The sequence below is a fragment of the Microcoleus sp. D3_18a_C4 genome (assembly GCF_036702415.1).
Taxonomy (GTDB): Bacteria; Cyanobacteriota; Cyanobacteriia; order Cyanobacteriales; family Microcoleaceae; genus Microcoleus.
The window spans coordinates 46,047-65,364 of record NZ_JAUBTI010000006.1; the positions used below are offsets into that span (position 1 = coordinate 46,047).

Here is a 19,318-nt window from a genome sequence, read left to right on the forward strand (position 1 = left end):
ATTTTGACGGTATTTCGATATTGATGGCGGGGATGGGGCGGGTTTATGAGATTGTCGATTTGTATCAGATATTGTTGGTGAACCCGCCCCTACGAATCATGGTAATTTATCCAGATTTATGGGATGTTGCAGGTTTATGACAAGGCAAAATCATCACCATCTCCCCAAATCTCAGCTAATTTCTTCATCCACTTTTTAGCAATCCGATTCAGTTTCGCTTCCACTTTCGTATCAATATCTGAAGATTGATAACCAGATAAAGATGTCTCTTTATTTCCCAAATCGCCACTGCTAGCACCACTTCTCGCTAAAGCCTTCCCCCCTTCATATCCCCAGTCAGATTTCTCACTACTGTGAAAAACTCCATTCAGGATTGCCACAATTTCCGCAATAGATTTGTTTTGCAACTTCTCCCGAACTTGTGCTTGTACGGGGTCATCTTCTGCCAAATCCGATAGCAACTCTTCAATTTCACTTTGCAACAGCGGAATTGCCAACTCAATCCGATCCAAATAATCCAACAATTCCTCAATTGGTTTGAGATTAGTGAGAGAAATCTCTTCAGTTTCATCCAGAATTTCCACAGCCGGAATAAACCCCAAAAGTTGGACTTTATTGAAAGGTTCTGCAAAGCCAACAGCGATATAGGCAATGCGATTTTCCCGCACTTGTGGCAGAGAAATCGCCGATTCTCCGAGCTGAACCGGACAGCATTCTATCTTGCCAATCCCCGGCAAAACCAAATCGGCGACATCCAAAACCGCCCGCATTGCTGGATTCCAACTATCACCGCCATCAATATCGGTTTCCAGTTCCATCCATTCCAAGAAATAGTTAACCGCCCAAACCGCCAAGGTATTGAAATAAACCCGCTTCCCTTTTTGCGGATTAGCTTGCTCTGAAGCAAATTGCAGAGCCAAATTGCGGGCAGTTTGCTCCAGAGGAATTTCTAACAAATAAGTATCCATGCTATTCACCATTATTCCTCCGGTTGATATCCAAACTTAAGTGCAATCTCTTTGACGAGAGGCAAACCTGTTCTTTTCCAGTGAGACTTGAAAGTTTGATAGTTAATGTTTAACTCTTTGGCAATTACAGAAAATTTATCGGGAGGGTCTTTCAACAGCAAGCGCCGTGCTAGTACCTGACAATTTGCCTCCGGTTTGTTATCGGGATAACTGTTTCGCAGTTTTCCATCCGGGTCATCTTCAATATACTGCCAAAGTTTGCGACCGATGCGCTGCTTATTTTTCGATTGTTCTTGCTCAATCAGTTGCTCAATCCCAGTTTCCGTAGTATCATCTAGCACTCCTTCCGAATCAAAGTCTTCACCTTCACGGCTCGTCTGCGGAGCATCAGAACTAAAAGTAAAAGGCTGTCTACCACGTTGGCGGTAATAGTCAACAACTTTAAGTTTAATAATTTGATTTAACCGTTTAACAACTCTCTTTCGCAACTCATCATCAGCAGTATTTTCGAGGTCAAGTTGGTGTAAAAACCTAGAAAAAGTTTTGAAAAAACCCAAATAAGCTTCTTGCACCAATCCGTCGAAATCAGCATCAAGTATATTAAAATCGCGACGCTTGCGAAATCCCGTTAAATTGGGAAGAAGTTTGGACAATTCGTTTTTGAGTCTTTCCTGTTGCTCATTACTTCTCTCTTCGGGATTTTTCAAGAGTTGTAAAATTAGTCGCAGGCATTGGCACTGAATTTCTTCTTGTTGCTCATTACTCCTCTTACTCCTCTCTTCCGGGTTCTTCAAGAGTTGTAAGAGTTCGCGTAACTTTTCGTAGTTATTCACAGGCACGTTATGGCATGGGGATAATTCGATTATCCCAGAGAAAATAGCGCAGTAACGTGCCAGTAATAACAAAGTCAAGGAAATCGGCTTGAGTTCCCAATGCAGCCACAAGTTGAAGGTTGTGGCTACAGGAACTAAGCCTGGTAAAGGTTCGACGGGGGTATCATGTCTCGTCATAGTCCAGTTTTTTGGTGTTGATACATTGATGTCGCAGGTGTTGGCGAGTTTATGCAGATTCAGGGAAAATTTTTCCAGGCCTTTCGGTATACTCTTGTTCCGGCAGTCCGGCAGGGGTTGAAACCCCTGCCTCAAAGCGAAAGTCCTCTGAAGAGGACTGAAAAATTCATTAGTCCGGCAGTCCTCTTTAGAGGACTTTTGCTATTAGCCAGGGAATTCATTCCCTGGCGGCCTTTCGCTATCAGCTAGGGGATGAATTCGCCGGAGCCCTTTCGGTACTCGCTATGGGAATTAATTCGCGCGTACTTTTTCAGAATACCGTTCTTCCCGCCACCGAGATTCAGCTTCCGCATACCGTCGTTCTGCGGCGGCGATTTCCTCCTCGTAATGCTTGATTTTGTTACCGTATTTGTGATTCAACCACTGAATGTCATGGGCGAAACTTTCCTTCAATTGTTCTTCTTGGGCTTGCATCCATTCAATTTTTAACTGAGCCACTTGTTCCGGCGAATAAGTACCAGCGGGCGGTTCATACTGTTCGGCAACTTGAGCAACATCCTCTTTAAACTTAAAGTACCGCTGTTCCCGTTTCTCATCCTGCTCTTTTTCGATTTGATGCTTTTCGGTCAAATACCAGCCGATTTGAAAGTCCGCTTCTACCATGTCCCAATTCTTCAAACGCCCGCTGGTATCGCCTTCGCTGACAAATTTTTCGCGACGCAGGTTTAAGGCTTGCTCATAGGCGAGTTCTCGCTGTTTCAGAGCAACTTCTTCGTCTATTCCGGCAATCTGATTTGCCTCCAATTCGGTGATTTCTTTAGGGAGACTATCTTCGTATTGCCCAATTAATGAGCGGGCGTGTCCCGGCATTTCAAAGGCATCATTTTGCAGGGAGGCGGCTCCCCATAACATTACCACGGGCAAACTAGCTGCGATCGCATTTAAGACAATTCCCCCCGGCAATCCCAACCCAATGACAATCCCCAGAGACATCGCATACTCCGTGCCGCTCAATCCTACGGCTAAACCGACATCGCTGAAGGGTAGTTTCTCCAAAAATTGACCTTCTACTTGTAGCACTAAGGCGGTTTGAGCTTCGTAATAAAGTGCGCCAAATTCATTTTTGGGGGGATGAGCTTGTTTTTGTTTTTGGATATCCTTCAATGCTTGCTGAGTGCCGTTTTTCTTGCGAGAATGTTCCATGACTTTCATCACTTTTTTATCCGCCACCACCCCCGCAGCCCCGCCGATGAACAAACTTGCTGGAATGCTCAAACTTCCCATGCCGGAAGTCAATATTCGCGCTCCCGCACTGAAGGTAATCGCACTGATTAACCCTACCAAAATATTGACTATTTTCTTGGTTTCCGGGTTGGGGTGGCGCTTTGCTAAAGGGGTTAAGTCGTTAATTCGTGTTTTGGCTTTTTCTCCTTCTGCGTATCGTTTTTCCCGCTGACTCATTTGGGATTTGATTTGTTCTGGGAGTAGGGCTGTTAATTCTTGGTGTAGGTATTGCCATGCTACGATGCTGGCGGCCGAATTGTGGTTATGATTGGTAGAAGTCATTGGTTTTACCTCGATTTTTGAGCTTGATAAGATAGTGTCGTTACAGTTTGAAGATTTAGGCAGAATTCTGAAAGAGGGAAGTTCGGCAACGGATTTAACGGATTTAACGGAAGTGCTTTGGTAGTTGTTGTAGACACAGGAAATCTCTGGCTCGTAGTGAGGACTTGAGTCCTCAGAAGAAGGACTGAACTCCTTACTACGAACCGAATTAATTTGACTTCGCAGTCATTTTTCGCGCTTTGGCAAAGGCTGCATCAATACAAGGACTCATCGATCGCCTAACTGCATCTTCATCTTTGCCTTCGTCTAAAACACAAATACTCGCTTTGCCGCTCAATTGCTTACTCAAGTCTTCGTATAATTGACCTTGGGGCACGATAAAAGAGATAACTACTCCCTGTTTTTCGATGCCTTCAACTAGGGTTTTGACTCGACTAAAATCGATGCCTCTTTCCCCTTGACGAGGCTCAAAATCATTTGCTACAATGGTGAATACCCCCGGATGTTTGTTAGTTTTCTGCTGTTCTTCAATTGCAGTTTTCCCGCGTTCCAACAAGGCAACTAGAGAAGTTCCGGGTTGTTTGTTGGTGAGCGATCGCCCATTGTGTTGACATTCCCCCATTAGGGTTAAACTGTTGGCAATGGAGATGGTTTTGGTGACTACGGCCCGATCGGCAAACGGAATGCTAACAGCGGTATCTCCGGGTTTGTAATGTTGGCTGCTGAGTTGACAGTGGGTTTGTCGCTGTAAGGTGTAGCGCTCGGCAGAGGACGAGTTATCGTCAGCGCGGTAGTGTACGATGGGTTGAGTGGCGAGTTCTGGGTAAATGAAAGCTGCAAGGGCGATCGAGCTTGCACCCACAGCAGCTACAATCGCAGGAGACTTGTACCAAACTTTCTCGGTTTCTGTTGTAAAATCAATCATCATAGGGACTTCTTCAGTGCGCTTTTGAAGAGATGTCGCAGGAGTCACCCAGTTTTCTGCAAATTCCAAAAATAAATCAGATTAAACCTATCAAATCCTATTGATAGCACAGGATTTGATAGGAAGCGAATTCTATTCGCCAGGATTTGGTAGGGCGGTCTCTACAATTTGTCGATCGACCTTTTGGCTTTATCTGCCAGATTTTTCACCGCATTTTTAGCATCTTCTGCAGCGTGGCGGGCGGCAGCTTCCGCTTGTTTGGCTTTGCCTTCAACCTGGTCTTTTCTGTTGCCCGTGATACTACCGAAAATTTCCTGAGCTTTGCCTTCTAAATTTTTGCCGATCGCCTTCGCTCTGTCTTCTGTACTCATAATAAGCTCCGTTTGGCAAGTTGCTATAGTAACATTGTAAAATTAACTCCCCTGCAATTGCCTTTAACTTCATATTAATTTATATTCTGCTTGACATCGGTCTTATTCTGATGATTTACTTCCGGCAAACACGTCACTCAAAAATTCAAGGATTTTTTTTTTACAACTGTATACCTCCGCAAAATTAGTCATAACTTAGATATTGCACCCTTCTAAATTAGGCTTTTATGAACAGGCAAGATGCCTGTTCCACAAGAAAATTTATCTTTTGTGGAACGGCTTTTATGAACAGGCAAGATGCCTGTTCCACAAGAAAATTTATCTTTTGTGGAACGGCTTTTATGAACAGGCAAGATGCCTGTTCCACAAGAAAATTTATCTTTTGTGGAACGGGCATCTTGCCCGTTCTTGAAAATGGTGCAAAATTCGTCCTAAACAACTATTTCAAACTCGCCGCCGCAACTTTAATCGGTTCCAGTAATTCTAACGGCAAATGCAGCATATTCAATTGGGTGCTATCTGCTGCTTTCCTTTCAGGATCGGGGCCGTGATAATCGCTGCCACCAGTTGCCAGCAAACCGTAATGAAGACACAAATCTTTCAACTTTTGGATTTGGCTAGAACTGTGGGTGGGATGGTATACTTCAACTCCCATTAAACCAGCATCTACTAATTCTTGTAAGACTTCCTCAACAGCGCCGCCGCGAAATAAATAAGGGTGAGCCCAAACTGGTACTGCGCCGCAACTCTTCAGTAAATCAATGCCTTCGACGATCGAGAATTTCTCGTAATGCACATAAGCCGGGCCGTCATCTCCCAGCCAGCGATCGAATGCTTCCCGCGATGATTTGGCGTGACCGGCTTTTACAAGTGCAGAGGCAATGTGAGGCCGTCCCGGTGCCATTCCTGGGGATGTTTTTGGCAGTTCGATCGCGTATCCCATTGCTGCTAATTTTTCGACCATTTCCTGCGATCGGCGAAACCTTCCTTCCAGGCGATCGTTCAAAGGAACGCGCAACTTATTTGCATCGGGATAAAAACCTAAAATGTGCAGCGATCGGCCGTTGTGAACGGTGCTGAGTTCGAGTCCGGGGACTATTTCGATACCGTGCAAAGCAGCAGCGGCGAAGGCTTCATCCCAACCCGACATCGTATCGTGATCCGTGACGGCCAAGGCGCGAACCCCCGAAGACGCGGCCGCGGCTACGAGTTCGGCAGGGGTGAGAGTGCCGTCGGAATAAGTAGTGTGACAGTGGAGTTCTAGCATTTTTTTTGGTAAGTTAAAGTCTGCGAAATCTGCAATTATTCCCCTCACTCACGCCACATCTATCGTCCCTGCGCTCGACAAGTGTTTGGGTAATTTCTATCTGTTAGCTGTAATAAGTTGTCGCGCCTTTAATTGGGACATTTCTGTTTATTAAAAGCTTGCGTGGGGTGGGCATCTTGCCCGCCTTTTCAGTAGAATTTAGATTCAGAATACCTTAGCTATTTCTTAATTTCTCGCATTGGGTAAAGGACACCCTCTGGCAATTTGGGAGGAACCGGCGATATTTCAATACTTTGTATGTTGTGAACTGGGATAACTACCAGTTTATCTGCCAATTCGAGAATTACCGGGTCTGCTGTCAACATTTTGTGCAGGCGAGTGCCTAAAGTTGCTTGCTCTCCTACTGTTCCCTCTGGCGCAATGAACTGGAAGTGTTGCTGTTTGCCGTTGGTATAGTGGATTGTCAGATTGATAATTCCTTCTTGGTTGGTTGCTTGCATAATTTTTTTCCCTAACAGTCGATCGGGACTTGGCAAAATTAACAATAAATCAAAACTGGCGATCGCACCACGATTGGAAAGCTCGTTGGAAAGCTTTTGACAAGACCAGGCTGTCGGTACGAAAGTCCGGTTACTGCTAATTTTACCACAAAAACTGTACTGAAACTCGCCAACTTACCCAGTATACAATTGGCAGTCGCGCTGTCTTTGCTCCTTAATGCGCGAGCTCCTTCGCCAGCAATATTTGGTCGATCGGGCTTTCTTGTATGCCAGTTGGCAAAGTGGCTCAATTTAGCCTCTGTAGCGACTTGACTCAAAGCGGTCTCAAGTCTTACAGCAGAGGCATTTGAGCGCTTTGGGTGTCAAGGTTTTTCGAGGTGGGAACTGTGGAGGTTGAGATAGCGGCATTCTGCTGTCACTGCCGTAGAGGATTTTTTTATAAATTAATAACATAACATTCAGGTACAGCTTATGAAATCCACACTTTGTTTTCCAGAAACTTCTATTGAATCTAACACCGTTGCTGTTAATAATAATGCTAGTGACTCTTGTATCCTTGCAGCTTGGATTGACTTAGTAGGAGGAGATTTTGAGAGCTTGGGAGGAGATGATTGGCTTCCCTTGTGCGGCGACATTGATGACGGCGAAATTTACCGGGAATGGTTTTTGTGGCAAGACAGCGAAGTGACTCAAGAGTGGGAAGCTTACGATCCAATTACTAATTATCGAGTTGTGGCACCTAGCCGAGAAATGATGATTTCTCAAATCGACAAAATAGAAGATGCCCGAAAAATTTAGTTGAGCGGGAGAAGGTTAAATCTTGATTTTCAACTATCATAAAAATTCTGTTAACAAACCCGGTTTCTCCCAACCACATTAAAGAAACCGGGTTTTTCAGACCAAAACTCTAGGTGTGGGTAGAGTTCCACGGGCCGAATATAATTATTTAGGTCGCTACTGCTTTTTGTTTTTCTCGTTCTAATTTGCGCTGCTTCAAGGCGGCAAGATTTTGTTTAATTGTGTCGATCGCCAATCCAGCCTCCTGCTGTTGGTATAATTCGCTGGCACGGATCAAATCTGCAACAGCCTCGTCATCCGATCGCAAATTTGCAAAAGCCAAGGCGCGATTGTGGTAAGCTTCTGCCAAAGTTGAAACTTGTTCTAAAGCGCTGGTAAATTTATCTTTGGCTTTGCGGTACTTTCCCGACTGATAAGCTTCAATTCCTTGTTGAAAATAAACGGAAGCTTTACTGCCGCTGTCGGTATCTGGGAATTCTGGGTAAGTTAAAATTGGTTCTTTAAAAAGTACAGAAATGCTGCCCTTGCCGAAGTAAGCCCAAGTCATTGTTCCCAACCCAATCCCCAGCACGAGGGCAATAATGACAGACAGAGCAATAAAATTGGTGAGTTCCATAGAGCAATATTTGTTGTATTATAATATGATAAGTTAATTCCTAACTTCTGCACCAATGGCTGCGCGGATTTACCTCCACTGGAAATGGTTTTTCGGATCGCTAGCTTTAGTATTGTCGATCGGCTTAATTACTGCAACTGCAAGTTCTGACGCCGCAACCAACGCGCAAACTCAAGCAGGGTGGCAATTGTTGCAGCGGGGGGAGACGGGGTTGGTGGTAGCAATGCGACACGCGATCGCCCCAGGTACGGGAGATCCTGCTAACTTTAAGTTGGGCGACTGTTCCACCCAGCGCAATTTATCAGCACAGGGACAAACCCAAGCCAAGCAAATTGGAGCCGAATTTCGCAACCGCAACATCAAAGTTGCCAGAGTTTTATCGAGTCAGTGGTGTAGGTGTTTGGAAACAGCAAAACTGATAAATTTAGGCAAAGTCGAACCGTTACCAGCGTTGAACTCGTTCTTTAGCGACAGCAGCAAAGAAGCCAGACAAACAGCGACAATTCGCAAATTAATTGTGGATAACCGCAACACTAAAGGCGCAATTATTATGGTAACTCATCAAGTAAATATTACCGCGATCACTGATATTGTACCGCAAAGTGGCGAAGCTGTGATTCTCAAAGGATCTCCACAAGGTAAAATCCAAATAGTCGGACGAATTGGAGGATTTTAAGGAGGTAAAAATTTACAGCAGATTGCGGTTAAAGTTTCTAACAATCCTCTAAAATTTCTAGAAGATAGGAACATTCTTGCCGAACATCAGGTGCTTCATCCGACAAGAGACTCTCAATAATTTTGGGTTCCAGCAAACTCGAATATTGTTCCTCTAGCCTGCACAACTCAATAGCAGCAAGTACGCCCGCCATTCTTTCCTCAGACTCCGACGACTTCATCCGGTTAATAGAAGCAAACAATACATGGTTTGGTGGTGATAGAATCTCAACAAGGTTTCTCGCTGTCTGCCGTACAATCGAATGTCGATCTCCGAGACGTAAAAACATCCACTGCAATAAAATATTGTCACCCTGCGGGAATTCCTGATGCCTTAGATTTCCTAATGTTTCGAGGGCAATCGATCGCACATCCCACTCATCGTCAGCGAGGAGACAAGCCAGTATGGGAGCAACAACAGGATTATCTAAATCTCCTAATTTGGTCGCAGCATTATATCTGACATCATTGCGATCGGAAAGTGTTTTGGTAGCAGCAGCAGCCACAACATCAGGCCACTTGGACTTTAGACTGTCTCCCATCCAAAAATTATCGTCAATATAAACAGAATCTCCCATAAATTCGCCTTTGTAGTGAAGGTGAGAATGTACTACAGACGCATGGCCACTAACACGACTAAAATCTGTTGGCGGATAATCATCCGAAGAAAAACAGCCAATAAATCGCGCTTTATCCAACTTTGCACCTTTAAATAAGGTACCATTCAGACGGCAACCAAAGAACTCTACCATTGATAAGTCGAGTCCTTCTAGACTGCAATTTCTTAAGTCACAGAAACTCAGAGTGTCCTTTGGCTTGATAGGAAGCTCATGCTTTGTATCCCGCCAGTTCCTGCCCTGATACGGTGTTTTGTAAGTGTTCTTTAGCTTAATAATATCCATTGATTATTTTCCTAACTGATCTTTCCAAGAGTTTGCCCATCGGGGAATCACCGGATCGTTGCCGTTGCGGTAGTCTTCAGCCCATTGTAGCGCCTCTTCCATTTTTTTAATTTCTCTAGCAATCTTTTCTTTAGGCTCCTTAGGATCAGAAGGCAAAATGGGCAGTTTTCTTTGTAATGATAAAATATATTGACGGCACTTTGTATCGTGGAAAGTGCCTTTTTTTAGGGACATTGGCGGGTTTTCCACTCCACCTTCAAATTGTTCCTTCATCACCATAAAAGCACAACTTCCATCTCCGTACTCTGCCTCTTCCCGATAGAGATCGTTCATAACCTCTTGAGCCTCATCTATCGCCATAGCAACTGCACGCGGAAATCTAGATTCTCGATTCTCAATCAACCTAGAATCTGGGGTTGTTGCAGTGACTCTGAGTCTTCTAAGATTCTGGTTCTCTTGATTTCCTTTTGGATTCATCTCACTTTGAATAGTAAAGGGATTGCAGGGCGAGCAATTGATTATACCAAGACTTGCACAGTCACTCCCTTTTATCTCCGAAGTTTTGATATCGCAGTGAATGTTGTATAATATTACCAATTCTCCCTTAGTAATCCCCCATTACCAATTTATATGAGTTTTCAATACAGCGCCGCCATAGTGACTTTAGCCGACCTTGATAAAGAAGTTCTCGTTAAATTTTACACAAAATTTCTCGACAGAGAACCAAACCCTTACATTCCCAATACTTATGCTGAATTTCAACTCCCCGGCTTAAGACTCGGCATATTCAAACCCAAAGATTCCCACAAATCGGAATTTGCAAATCGAGCAAAAACAGGCATGAGTTTGTGTCTGGAAGTCAGCGATATCGAAACTGCGATCGCCCGAATTTGGGCTTTAGGATATCCGCCCGCAGGAGAAATTATCAAAGCTTCTCACGGTCTAGAAATCTATGCCTTCGATCCTGCCGGCAACCGCATAATTTTACATCAATCCCATGAGAATGTAGGATGAGGGCTAATTATTGGTGAACTCTCGATATACTCTTCTCTTTCTTAGCGTCTTCGCGGTTCGTTCAAAAAAACATCTAGTTCACAACCCGCTGAGGATTGCTATATAAGTTATGCAATTGCTTGACCACCTTCGCAATCACATTGTCAAACCCGCATCTACAAATCAAAACGGCCTTAACTATCTAATCAGTTCAGCAAAACTATAAAAACTGATAATTAATAACAGCAAGGCTGTCAGATGAGTTAGCTGAAATTGAGGCCGCGGCCCGATGGATTCCCGCACCAAAATTGAAAAAGACGAACCAATTATATAACTCAAAGACAGCGTTAAATACTGCCACTGCAATGTTACACTCCACAGCCCCAGCAACATCATCGCCAAAGTCAACATCACCAACTCAACAAAGCGAGGCGGATTGTGCTGAGTAGACAGAATCAAAGTGTCCAACCAATATTGCCAAGGTCTCATGTTTTAGCGATCGAGCTTTTAGATTTAGCCTTCTAGCTTAACCTACGATCGCCATTCAGTTTGTTGCTGCAAACACCTTAAAGCCTCCGCCGTCTCAACCTGCGGAAATTGCCCGTAAAAGCGGCTGACACTGTAAAAAGGTTGAGGAGTCTTCAGGACGATCAACTTATCGCCCATCTGGGCCAAAAATCCCATCAAATCTGCCGGGGCGACAGGCGCGCAAATCCACAAAGCCAGCGGTTGCTGCGACTCCAAAGCCTTAGCCGCCACAGCCATCGTCATCCCTGTAGCAATGCCGTCATCTACCAAAATCGCCAAAGCCCCCGCTGCGCTGATATTTGGGCGTCCCGGAGACAAATCTACCAGCAGAGATTGAGCATTATTTTGAGCCACCGGCAATGCTGATTTTTGCAAGCGCCAATTCTGCAGCTTTTGCTTTTCCCAGAGGACATGACCGTCAGCAGTTGCAGCCCCGATCGCCAATTCTAAATTATCTGGGCGAGTAATTTTCTTAGCGACAACCACATCCAAAGGACAGCCCAAGCGGCGCGCAATCGGCACAGCAACGGGCAAACCCCCGCGCGGCAAGGCGTAAACAATCGGTTTAACAGCCTCCTGTGCGGTTAAATCCAACTTGCCGAGCTCGCCCACAACTGCCTCGGCCAGTTTTTCGCCTGCATCGGCGCGATCGTCAAAAAACGGGTTAGAGAACATATTTTTGCCTGTACGAGCTCAACCAAACAATTGGAGATTGTGCCAGTGTTAATTTGAGAAAAGTGCAATCGACAGCATCGCACACAAGCATCTAGCCAATCTCAAATCACCAAACCCGATCTAAACTATAAACTCTAGACTCCAAAATATCTCCCTAATTGTAAAATTTATGTCCAGCGACTTGCAACTCAGCCTTTTTGACAACAATCAAAGTGCCACTTTCCAAACAGACTCAATACCAGCAAATGCCAAAATTCCCATTCCTCCCGGCACTTATCAAAATATGGAACAAATCGGCGAGCACTGCAACCGCTGCTACCGCTGCGAATTGGGCAACAGCCGCACTCACGCCGTCATCGGGCGCGGCAATCCTCAAGCCTCAATTTTGATTGTGGGAGAAGCGCCCGGACAAAACGAAGATGAAACCGGATTGCCCTTCGTCGGGCGATCGGGCAAACTGTTAGATAAGATTTTAGAATCCGTGGGATTGAGTGCAGAAACCGACGTATTCATTGCCAACGTCATCAAATGTCGCCCTCCCAACAACCGCCCTCCGACAGCCAAAGAAATCGAAGCTTGCAAACCATACTTGCTCGAACAAATCCGCATCTTAGACCCCAAAATTATTTTATTAACTGGTGCAACCGCCCTCAAAGGTTTGCTAAGCGACAAGCGACCCATTAGTAAAATCCGAGGTCAATGGATTGAATGGGAAAATCGTTTGTGTATGCCAATTTTTCACCCGTCGTACTTGTTGCGAAATCCCTCCCGTGAACCGGAGACTCCGAAATGGTATATGTGGCAAGATATGCAGGCTATCAAGGCTAAACTGGATGAATTCAAAGAGCAATTATAATATTTTTTTGTTTGTGCTTTGTATGGGCGGGTTTCACGAACAATAATTGCCTAAAACAGATAATCTCGTAAACCCCCCCCACGGTAAATAGCTCAACCGAAAATTCGTGGATTTTCTGATACCTCTGTCAGGAACAGGCAAGATGCCTGTTCCACAATAAAATTATTTTCTCTCAGGAACAGGCAAGATGCCTGTTCCACAATAAAAATTATTTCATGTGGGGATTAGGGGTTGGGCGTCTCGCCTGCGCGCAAGATGCCTGTTCCACAATAAAATTATTTTCTGTCAGGAACAGGCAAGATGCCTGTTCCACAATCACAATTATTTCATGTGGGGAGTAGGGGTTGGGCGTCTCGCCCTCCCAAAAAATACAATTTAGTTGCGAGACAACTTATTTTTTGCCTGACAATCGCGCAACCACAAACGAATAGCCTCAGCAATTTCGCTTTCACTATCTTGACTTAATAAAGGACGAATATCAGCCGCATTACCAAACCGAGAAACAAGTTTTGCCAATTCCCAACCGTTTTCCGTTTTAGTTAAAAACAACCAATGATATTGCTGAATTTCGACTCGTTCTCCCCCGCGATACTGCCGTTCCAAAGTAGTAATAAAAACTTGACTGGCATTTTCAGGAAGCGCATCTTCAAAATTTAAAGGTAACGGTTCAAACTCCGGGCGGCCCGCTAAAATTATTTGAGGCAGCGCGTAACCGGGCGGTGTGTTAGTGTTAGGAGAAAAGTGCGATCGCACAATTACGCGATTAGCATAACTCGGCAAATCTTGCAACAGGCGATCGACCAAAGTTTCTAAATCAGCCGGACAGGGCGATCGGGCTAACAAACCATACCGACTTGCATTGATACTGTTAGCATGATTTGTCACAAAATTAACTGCCCAAGTCGGAGTTGCAACCGCAGATATCAGCAGATACACACAGATGAACGCAGATAAAATTCTATCGGCGTTCATCGGCGTTCATCTGCGGTTAAAAAACACATTCCTATTTTTATCCCAACTCTTCACAAATACGCGCAAAAGCCGCCACTGGATCGGACGCAGCAGTAATCGGCCGCCCAATCACCAGATAATCGGCACCAGCTTTCAAAGCCGCCTTCGGAGTCATCGATCGTTTTTGATCGCCTCCATCTGCCCATGAAGGACGCACACCGGGACACACTAACACAAAATCATCCCCGCAACTCATTCTTAACTGTTCCACTTCTTGCGGAGAACAAACAGCACCAGCTAAACCAGTTTCCTTAGCCAACAATGCCATGTGCAAAGCAAATTCGGGCAACTCCAAAGGTATTTTCAACTCAAAAGCCAACTGTCGGGAATTCAAACTCGTCAATAGAGTAATTGCAATCAACTTAGGACTCGGTTTATCCACAGCTGCGGCCCCTTCAGTCAAAGCCAACTGTGCCGCTTTCAAAGCATCTTTACCACAAGTAGAATGGATCGTCAATAAATCCACATTATACTTAGCTGCAGCACGACAAGCACCAGCCACAGTATTCGGGATATCGTGAAACTTCAAATCTAGAAAAATCCGCTTTTCCCGCTGTTTCAGAATCGCAATAATTGCCGGGCCACAGCTAACGAATAGCTCTAAACCGACTTTCCAGAAAGATACATCAGGCAATTTGTCGAGGAGTGCGATCGCCTCTTCTTGACTCGAAACATCCAAAGCAACAATAATTCGATTATCAGCTTTCATCAGCGTTCATCAGCCTTCATCTGCGGTTAAAAAAATAGATTAGTCATGGCAATAATTGCCTGCTTTGAACAGGCAAGATGCCTGTTCCACAATAATTATTGGAGATGTCTATTCAAGACACCAATCGAACAAACTTATTTTTCCCGACTTGCAAAACCTTACCTTCCAATTCAGCCGGTGATTCAAAAGTAAGATTAACATCAGAAACTTTATCGCCCTCCAACTTCACCCCACCGCCCTGCATCAACTTCCGCGCATCACCGCTGCTTTTACAAAGCCCGCTAGCACTCAGAATATAAAACAACTTAGCCGGAAACTGCACACTTGCCAAAGAAAACTCCGCCACAGCATCAGCTTGTCCCGCAGCACCTTTAACCAGCGCAATTGCATCTTGTTGTGCGCGTTCCGCCGCTTCCTTCCCCCGATACTGGCGCACCACATCCAAAGCCAAAAGTTTCTGTTTTTCTCGCGGATTTTCTGGCAATTCATCAAGTGGCAAATCTGTCAATAGTTCAAAATATTGGGCGATCGAACTATCAGCAATTTTCTCCAACTTAGAATACATAGTCAGCGGGTCTTCCGACAAACCCACATAATTATTCAAAGACTTCGACATCTTCTGCACCCCGTCAGTCCCGATCAAAATCGGCATCAGCAAACCAAACTGCGGTTTCATCCCAAAATGTCGCTGCAAATCTCTCCCCACCGCAAGATTAAACTTTTGGTCAGTTCCCCCCAACTCAACATCCGCTTCCAAAGCCACCGAATCGTAACCCTGCATTAGTGGATACAGAAACTCATGCAGATAAATCGCATTCTCCTGCTGCATCCTGTTGTCAAATCCCTCTTTAGCGAGCATCTGCTGCACCGTCATCGTCTTCAGCAGTTCCAAAATCTTCGCCAAGTCCAATTTTGACAACCACTCGGAGTTATAGCGAATTTCCAAACGTCCGGGCGTGTCAAAATCTAGAATCGGACGCACTTGGTCTAAATAAGTCTTGGCATTTTCCGCCACTTGTTCGGCTGTCAACTGGGGGCGCATCTCGGATTTGCCTGTCGGATCGCCAATTCTTGCGGTAAAATCTCCGATCAGCAGTACGGCTGTGTGACCGGCATCTTGAAAAGCCCGCAGCTTGCGGACGCAAATGCTGTGTCCCAAGTGAATGTCACTGCCTGTCGGGTCAATTCCCAGTTTGACGCGCAAGGGTCGATCGACTTTGGCCAGCAGTTGGGCTAAATTTTCGTCAGAGTTGCTAGAATCAGGTCGATCTGGAAAAATCTCGCTGACGCCGCGGTAAAGCGCTGAAAGGTTAGAAGTTATCATCGGGGAGCGATCGTCCATCATATTTTGCCAAAGTGCAGCAGAATTAGTTACACTCACTGGTTGACGCATAAAAACATAACTATCAAGCTACTATAATCCCAAAGCTGACCGGCTTTCATTAGCTGACCCCGCCCAAAAACGGATACCAGCCCCCGACAACAGTCGTGGAGATCCCCAAATTTTAGACTCTTGTTCAAACTCCCAGATTCATCTGTGGAATAAATCTCAAATCTAAAATCTAAAATCTAAAATCGACTGACAGTCTCTAGGGTTCGCATCTAAAATTAAAAGTCTTAAACCCCAAATCGAGTGAGGAAGTGAAATCCACGTGTCAACCAACGCAGTCCGCAATAACACGGAAAACTCAGCCCCCGTATTCGAGTTTGTTCAGTCAGTCAGTAAAGTGACCGCCGGAACCATACTCAGCATGACAATGCTTGCCAGTTCCGTAGTCGCTGGTGGACTGGTTGGCTTAGCGATCAGCTTCCGCAATTTGCCAGATGTTCGGATCTTGCAAACCTACTCTCCCACAGAAACTACCCACATTTACGACATCAACGGCAAGCCGCTAGCCAGCATCCACGACGAAGCCAACCGGGATGTCGTACCCCTTAACCAAATCTCCCCGAACCTGAAACGAGCTGTTCTGGCGATCGAAGATAGCAACTTTTTCACCCACAAAGGCATCAACCCTGGCGGGATAGCCAGAGCTCTCATAGTCAACCTAGAGAAAGGTAGAACCGTTGAAGGCGGCTCGACTATGACTATGCAGCTAGTCAAGAACCTGTTTCTTTCTCCCCAGTCAAAATTTAGTCGCAAGGTAGCTGAAGCGGTAATGTCTATCCGCTTAGAGCAAATTCTCAACAAAGACCAAATTCTGCAACTATACCTGAATCAAATCTACTTAGGTCACAACTTGTACGGCGTAGAGACAGCCTCTCGAAGCTATTTCAACAAATCAGCAAGTAATTTGACTCTTGCAGAAGCAGCGATGCTGGCCGGCTTAATTTCTGCCCCCGAAGAATACAGTCCTTTCGTCAATTACAAGTTGGCAAAAGAGCGGCAAGCCCTCGTTTTAGGCCGCATGAAGGATCTTAAATGGATTACGCCGGCCCAAGAGACTGCTGCCCGCCAGGAAAAAATTAAGCTAGGCAAAATTACCTCTTTTGGGGGATCTCAAGTTCCTTACGTAACACAAGCCGTAGTCCAGGAACTGACGAGGCGTTTCGGGCGAGATGCCGTGGTTAAGGGAGGAATGCGCGTTCAAACCACGATCGACCTCAAAATGCAGCGCATAGCCGAAGAAACCGTCAAAGCGTGGCACGATCGGCTTTACTACCAAGGGCTGTTTTACGATCGCGAGGAAGGTCAAATTGCCCTAGCAGCCGTAGATCCCCGCACCCACTTCGTCAAAGCAATGGTGGGCGGCGTCGATTACGAAAAGAGTCAGTTCAACCGCGCCATTCAAGCACGTCGCCAGCCCGGATCTGCTTTTAAACCTTTTATCTACTACGCTGCCTTTGCTAGCGGCAAATACGGCCCGGATTCAGTTGTCTACGACTCCCCTGTCGGCTACCGCGACGGCGACGGCTACTACTACCCTCAAAACTATGGTGGCGGCTTCTCCGGTGCAGTCAGCATCCGCAGAGCTTTGGAAGTATCTCTCAACATTCCCGCCGTCAAGCTTGGCCAAGAAGTCGGATTGAATAAAGTGATTGAGATTTGCCGCGTACTCGGCATCAGAAGTCCGATGGAACCAGTGATTTCTTTGCCCTTGGGTGCCGTTGACCTCACTCCTTTAGAAATGGCCGGATCTTTTGCTACCTTCGCCAACAACGGCTGGCATTCTGACACCACGTTTATCGTGCAAGTCACTGACAGCAGCGGCAATGTCTTGCTCGACAATACGCCCAAACCCAAATTAGTTCTCAATTCCTGGGCGGCGGCATCTGTCAACAGCGCCCTGCAAGGGGTAATTACCAGCGGAACGGCAAGGGCTGCTCAAATTGGCCGGCCGGCTGCTGGGAAAACTGGTACAACTTCCTCAGAACGGGATATCTGGTTTGTGGGTTACGTGCCGCAGTTGTCGGTGGCTGTTTGGATGGGCAACGACAATTATAGACCGATGAGCTACGGTGCTACTGGCGGTGGGATTGTCGCCCCTGTTTGGCGCGATTTTATGAGCCAAGCTTTGGAAGGCGTTCCCGCAGAAAGTTTCAAACCTGCTTCATCTTTTGAGCGGCCTTAATTATCAGTCAGTTGTCAGTTGTCAGTTGTCAGTTGACGGTTGGCAGTTAGCAGTTGGTGTTTGACAGTTGACAATTGACAGTTGGCAGTTGACAGTTGGCAGTTGACCGAAGAACGAGCCCGCCGGGCCCCTGGCTTTAGACACGGGGATAAGTCGGTAGCGGTTTCAACCGCCTGAGCGTGTTTGATATAATTCAAACAGCAAGTAAGAATAACCATCTACGCGAAGAATCATCAAGCGTGCGGAGAAATCCCGGCAACGGAGACATCCGCCTTTGATGCGGAATACTTAAAGGGCGAATAATGGCAGGGTGAGGAGCGTACCTATCTGGCTCGTGCGATGGACTCTGAAAGTAAGAAAAACTCTAAAAGTAAGCGCAATTGCAATATCTTTGATACGGGTATTGTTTTGAGCGTCTAGGGGGACTTTTGCCTGTCCCTTCCAAGTTTAGCTTGGAGAATCCCCAGGCTTGGGCCGTGGGGAGTGTCAAAATTACCCATTATTTCTCCTCTGACCGAAAGAATCCAGGATACCCGCCACGTGATTCATTCCGAAAGCAGACTCAGGACCGGTGAAATAAAAAACCTGTATCAGATGAAACTTGCCCCCCGAATTTATGCGTGGGGTCAATGCTTCAATTCTTTAATCTAAAATCTAAAATCTAAAATCGATTGACTTCTGGCTTCTGGCTCACACTCGATAATTAATCCGTGTATCCGTGTCAAAATCCGTGTTGTGCCTTCCTTCTTCCTTCTGCTCACTAGGATTGTTTTTCCAGCTCAGATTTCATCCGCTCCAGCGTTGAGTTCATTTGATCGAACATCTGCTGGGGCGTGATCCCAAATTGATTGAGCTGTGTTTTTAACTGCTCTACAGTCATCTGAGCCATGAAGTCCTCAGACAGCTCAAAGCGCTTCATAAAAATACGGTAGCGTTCCATCATCGATTCCATCTGAGCGATGAACATTTTCTTGCCTTCGCGATCGAATTTGCCGTAATTGCCACCTAGTTTGATGAGAGATTGATAGTCTTCAAACAACAGCTTGGCTTCTTGCTGAACAATTTCTGAATCAAAAAATCCCATAGCTTTCCTAATTTTTTAATATTCTACTAATTTTGATCTAGGCGAGAAATCCCGCTGCTTTTTCTACTATTTTATCAGTTGCCGGAGGAAGTCCCTACCCCTTAAGGCGCAAGAATAAGTAGAAATTTCCGTACAGCATAAGGCATGGGAATGGGGCATGGGCCAAACAGGGCATCGGCCAAACAGGGCATCGGCCAAACAGGGCATCGGCCAAACAGGGCATCGGCCAAACAGGGCATCGGCCAAACAGGGC

Annotated in this window: 22 protein-coding genes; 5 read left to right on the forward strand and 17 right to left on the reverse strand. The window is 45.7% G+C overall.

The features are described 5' to 3' along the window. Positions 1-134 precede the first annotated feature (134 nt). From QUB16_RS04955 to QUB16_RS04990, 8 genes are all read right to left on the reverse strand, one after another. On the reverse strand, positions 135-980 hold the full coding sequence (locus QUB16_RS04955) for a DUF1822 family protein (RefSeq protein ID WP_333314436.1): 846 nt from the start codon (positions 978-980) through the stop codon (positions 135-137). Continuing rightward, positions 980-1,978 carry a hypothetical protein gene (locus QUB16_RS04960; RefSeq protein ID WP_333314438.1) on the reverse strand — a complete coding sequence of 333 codons (999 nt, stop codon included), beginning with the start codon at positions 1,976-1,978 and terminating at the stop codon, positions 980-982. Before QUB16_RS04960 ends, QUB16_RS04955 begins: the two co-directional genes overlap by 1 nt. Positions 1,979-2,269: 291 nt before the next feature. Next, positions 2,270-3,544 (reverse strand): hypothetical protein, encoded by a 1,275-nt coding sequence (locus QUB16_RS04965; RefSeq protein WP_333314440.1) that lies wholly within the window; start codon positions 3,542-3,544, stop codon positions 2,270-2,272. 208 nt (positions 3,545-3,752) lie between these two features. Then, positions 3,753-4,472 carry a hypothetical protein gene (locus tag QUB16_RS04970; RefSeq protein WP_333314442.1) on the reverse strand — a complete coding sequence of 240 codons (720 nt, stop codon included), beginning with the start codon at positions 4,470-4,472 and terminating at the stop codon, positions 3,753-3,755. Positions 4,473-4,630: 158 nt separating this feature from the next. After that, complete coding sequence (locus tag QUB16_RS04975) at positions 4,631-4,840, reverse strand: CsbD family protein (RefSeq protein WP_333314444.1); 210 nt, start codon at positions 4,838-4,840, stop codon at positions 4,631-4,633. A gap of 439 nt (positions 4,841-5,279) precedes the next feature. Then, the gene (locus QUB16_RS04980) at positions 5,280-6,107 is read right to left on the reverse strand and encodes a PHP domain-containing protein (RefSeq protein WP_333314445.1); all 828 of its coding nucleotides are present in this window, start codon (positions 6,105-6,107) and stop codon (positions 5,280-5,282) included. A gap of 218 nt (positions 6,108-6,325) precedes the next feature. Continuing rightward, positions 6,326-6,607, reverse strand: coding sequence for a hypothetical protein (locus QUB16_RS04985; RefSeq protein ID WP_190740781.1), 282 nt, complete (start codon positions 6,605-6,607; stop codon positions 6,326-6,328). Positions 6,608-6,645: 38 nt separating this feature from the next. After that, positions 6,646-6,924, reverse strand: a complete 279-nt coding sequence (locus QUB16_RS04990; RefSeq protein WP_333314447.1) for a hypothetical protein — start codon at positions 6,922-6,924, stop codon at positions 6,646-6,648. A gap of 154 nt (positions 6,925-7,078) precedes the next feature. Between QUB16_RS04990 and QUB16_RS04995 the strand changes: the two genes are divergently transcribed. Next, a complete protein-coding gene (locus QUB16_RS04995; RefSeq protein WP_333314449.1) occupies positions 7,079-7,405 on the forward strand; it encodes a hypothetical protein in 327 nt (108 codons plus the stop codon). A gap of 148 nt (positions 7,406-7,553) precedes the next feature. On the opposite strand, the gene QUB16_RS05000 is transcribed toward QUB16_RS04995, so the two are convergent. Then, positions 7,554-8,021 (reverse strand): hypothetical protein, encoded by a 468-nt coding sequence (locus QUB16_RS05000; RefSeq protein WP_333314450.1) that lies wholly within the window; start codon positions 8,019-8,021, stop codon positions 7,554-7,556. 55 nt (positions 8,022-8,076) lie between these two features. Here QUB16_RS05000 and QUB16_RS05005 point away from each other — a divergent pair, with 55 nt between their 5' ends. Further along, positions 8,077-8,697, forward strand: coding sequence for a histidine phosphatase family protein (locus tag QUB16_RS05005; RefSeq protein WP_333314451.1), 621 nt, complete (start codon positions 8,077-8,079; stop codon positions 8,695-8,697). A gap of 37 nt (positions 8,698-8,734) precedes the next feature. On the opposite strand, the gene QUB16_RS05010 is transcribed toward QUB16_RS05005, so the two are convergent. Together QUB16_RS05010 and QUB16_RS05015 are read right to left on the reverse strand one after the other, a co-directional pair. Beyond that, a complete protein-coding gene (locus tag QUB16_RS05010; protein WP_445251098.1) occupies positions 8,735-9,487 on the reverse strand; it encodes a HEAT repeat domain-containing protein in 753 nt (250 codons plus the stop codon). Positions 9,488-9,640: 153 nt separating this feature from the next. After that, positions 9,641-10,114 (reverse strand): hypothetical protein, encoded by a 474-nt coding sequence (locus QUB16_RS05015; RefSeq protein ID WP_333314453.1) that lies wholly within the window; start codon positions 10,112-10,114, stop codon positions 9,641-9,643. 153 nt (positions 10,115-10,267) lie between these two features. Here QUB16_RS05015 and QUB16_RS05020 point away from each other — a divergent pair, with 153 nt between their 5' ends. After that, positions 10,268-10,651, forward strand: coding sequence for a VOC family protein (locus tag QUB16_RS05020; protein WP_333314455.1), 384 nt, complete (start codon positions 10,268-10,270; stop codon positions 10,649-10,651). A 177-nt stretch (positions 10,652-10,828) separates the two neighbouring features. Here QUB16_RS05020 and QUB16_RS05025 read toward each other — a convergent pair whose 3' ends face one another. Both QUB16_RS05025 and QUB16_RS05030 read right to left on the reverse strand, forming a co-directional pair. After that, positions 10,829-11,098 (reverse strand): hypothetical protein, encoded by a 270-nt coding sequence (locus QUB16_RS05025; protein WP_445251099.1) that lies wholly within the window; start codon positions 11,096-11,098, stop codon positions 10,829-10,831. Positions 11,099-11,161: 63 nt separating this feature from the next. Then, positions 11,162-11,833 (reverse strand): phosphoribosyltransferase family protein, encoded by a 672-nt coding sequence (locus QUB16_RS05030; protein WP_333314457.1) that lies wholly within the window; start codon positions 11,831-11,833, stop codon positions 11,162-11,164. A gap of 169 nt (positions 11,834-12,002) precedes the next feature. On the opposite strand from QUB16_RS05030, the gene QUB16_RS05035 reads away from it, so the two are divergent. After that, complete coding sequence (locus QUB16_RS05035) at positions 12,003-12,689, forward strand: uracil-DNA glycosylase (protein WP_333309059.1); 687 nt, start codon at positions 12,003-12,005, stop codon at positions 12,687-12,689. A 375-nt stretch (positions 12,690-13,064) separates the two neighbouring features. On the opposite strand, the gene QUB16_RS05040 is transcribed toward QUB16_RS05035, so the two are convergent. From QUB16_RS05040 to tyrS, 3 genes are all read right to left on the reverse strand, one after another. After that, entirely contained in the window at positions 13,065-13,661 is a 597-nt protein-coding gene (locus tag QUB16_RS05040; protein ID WP_333314459.1) for a hypothetical protein, read from the reverse strand. A gap of 37 nt (positions 13,662-13,698) precedes the next feature. Further along, entirely contained in the window at positions 13,699-14,409 is a 711-nt protein-coding gene (gene pyrF, locus QUB16_RS05045) for an orotidine-5'-phosphate decarboxylase (protein WP_333314460.1), read from the reverse strand. A 112-nt stretch (positions 14,410-14,521) separates the two neighbouring features. After that, a complete protein-coding gene (gene tyrS / locus QUB16_RS05050) occupies positions 14,522-15,754 on the reverse strand; it encodes a tyrosine--tRNA ligase (protein ID WP_333314595.1) in 1,233 nt (410 codons plus the stop codon). 307 nt (positions 15,755-16,061) lie between these two features. On the opposite strand from tyrS, the gene QUB16_RS05055 reads away from it, so the two are divergent. Next, positions 16,062-17,981, forward strand: coding sequence for a transglycosylase domain-containing protein (locus tag QUB16_RS05055; RefSeq protein WP_333314461.1), 1,920 nt, complete (start codon positions 16,062-16,064; stop codon positions 17,979-17,981). A gap of 760 nt (positions 17,982-18,741) precedes the next feature. Here QUB16_RS05055 and QUB16_RS05060 read toward each other — a convergent pair. Beyond that, positions 18,742-19,065 (reverse strand): DUF1825 family protein, encoded by a 324-nt coding sequence (locus QUB16_RS05060; protein WP_190661255.1) that lies wholly within the window; start codon positions 19,063-19,065, stop codon positions 18,742-18,744. Between the last annotated feature and the right edge of the window lie 253 nt (positions 19,066-19,318).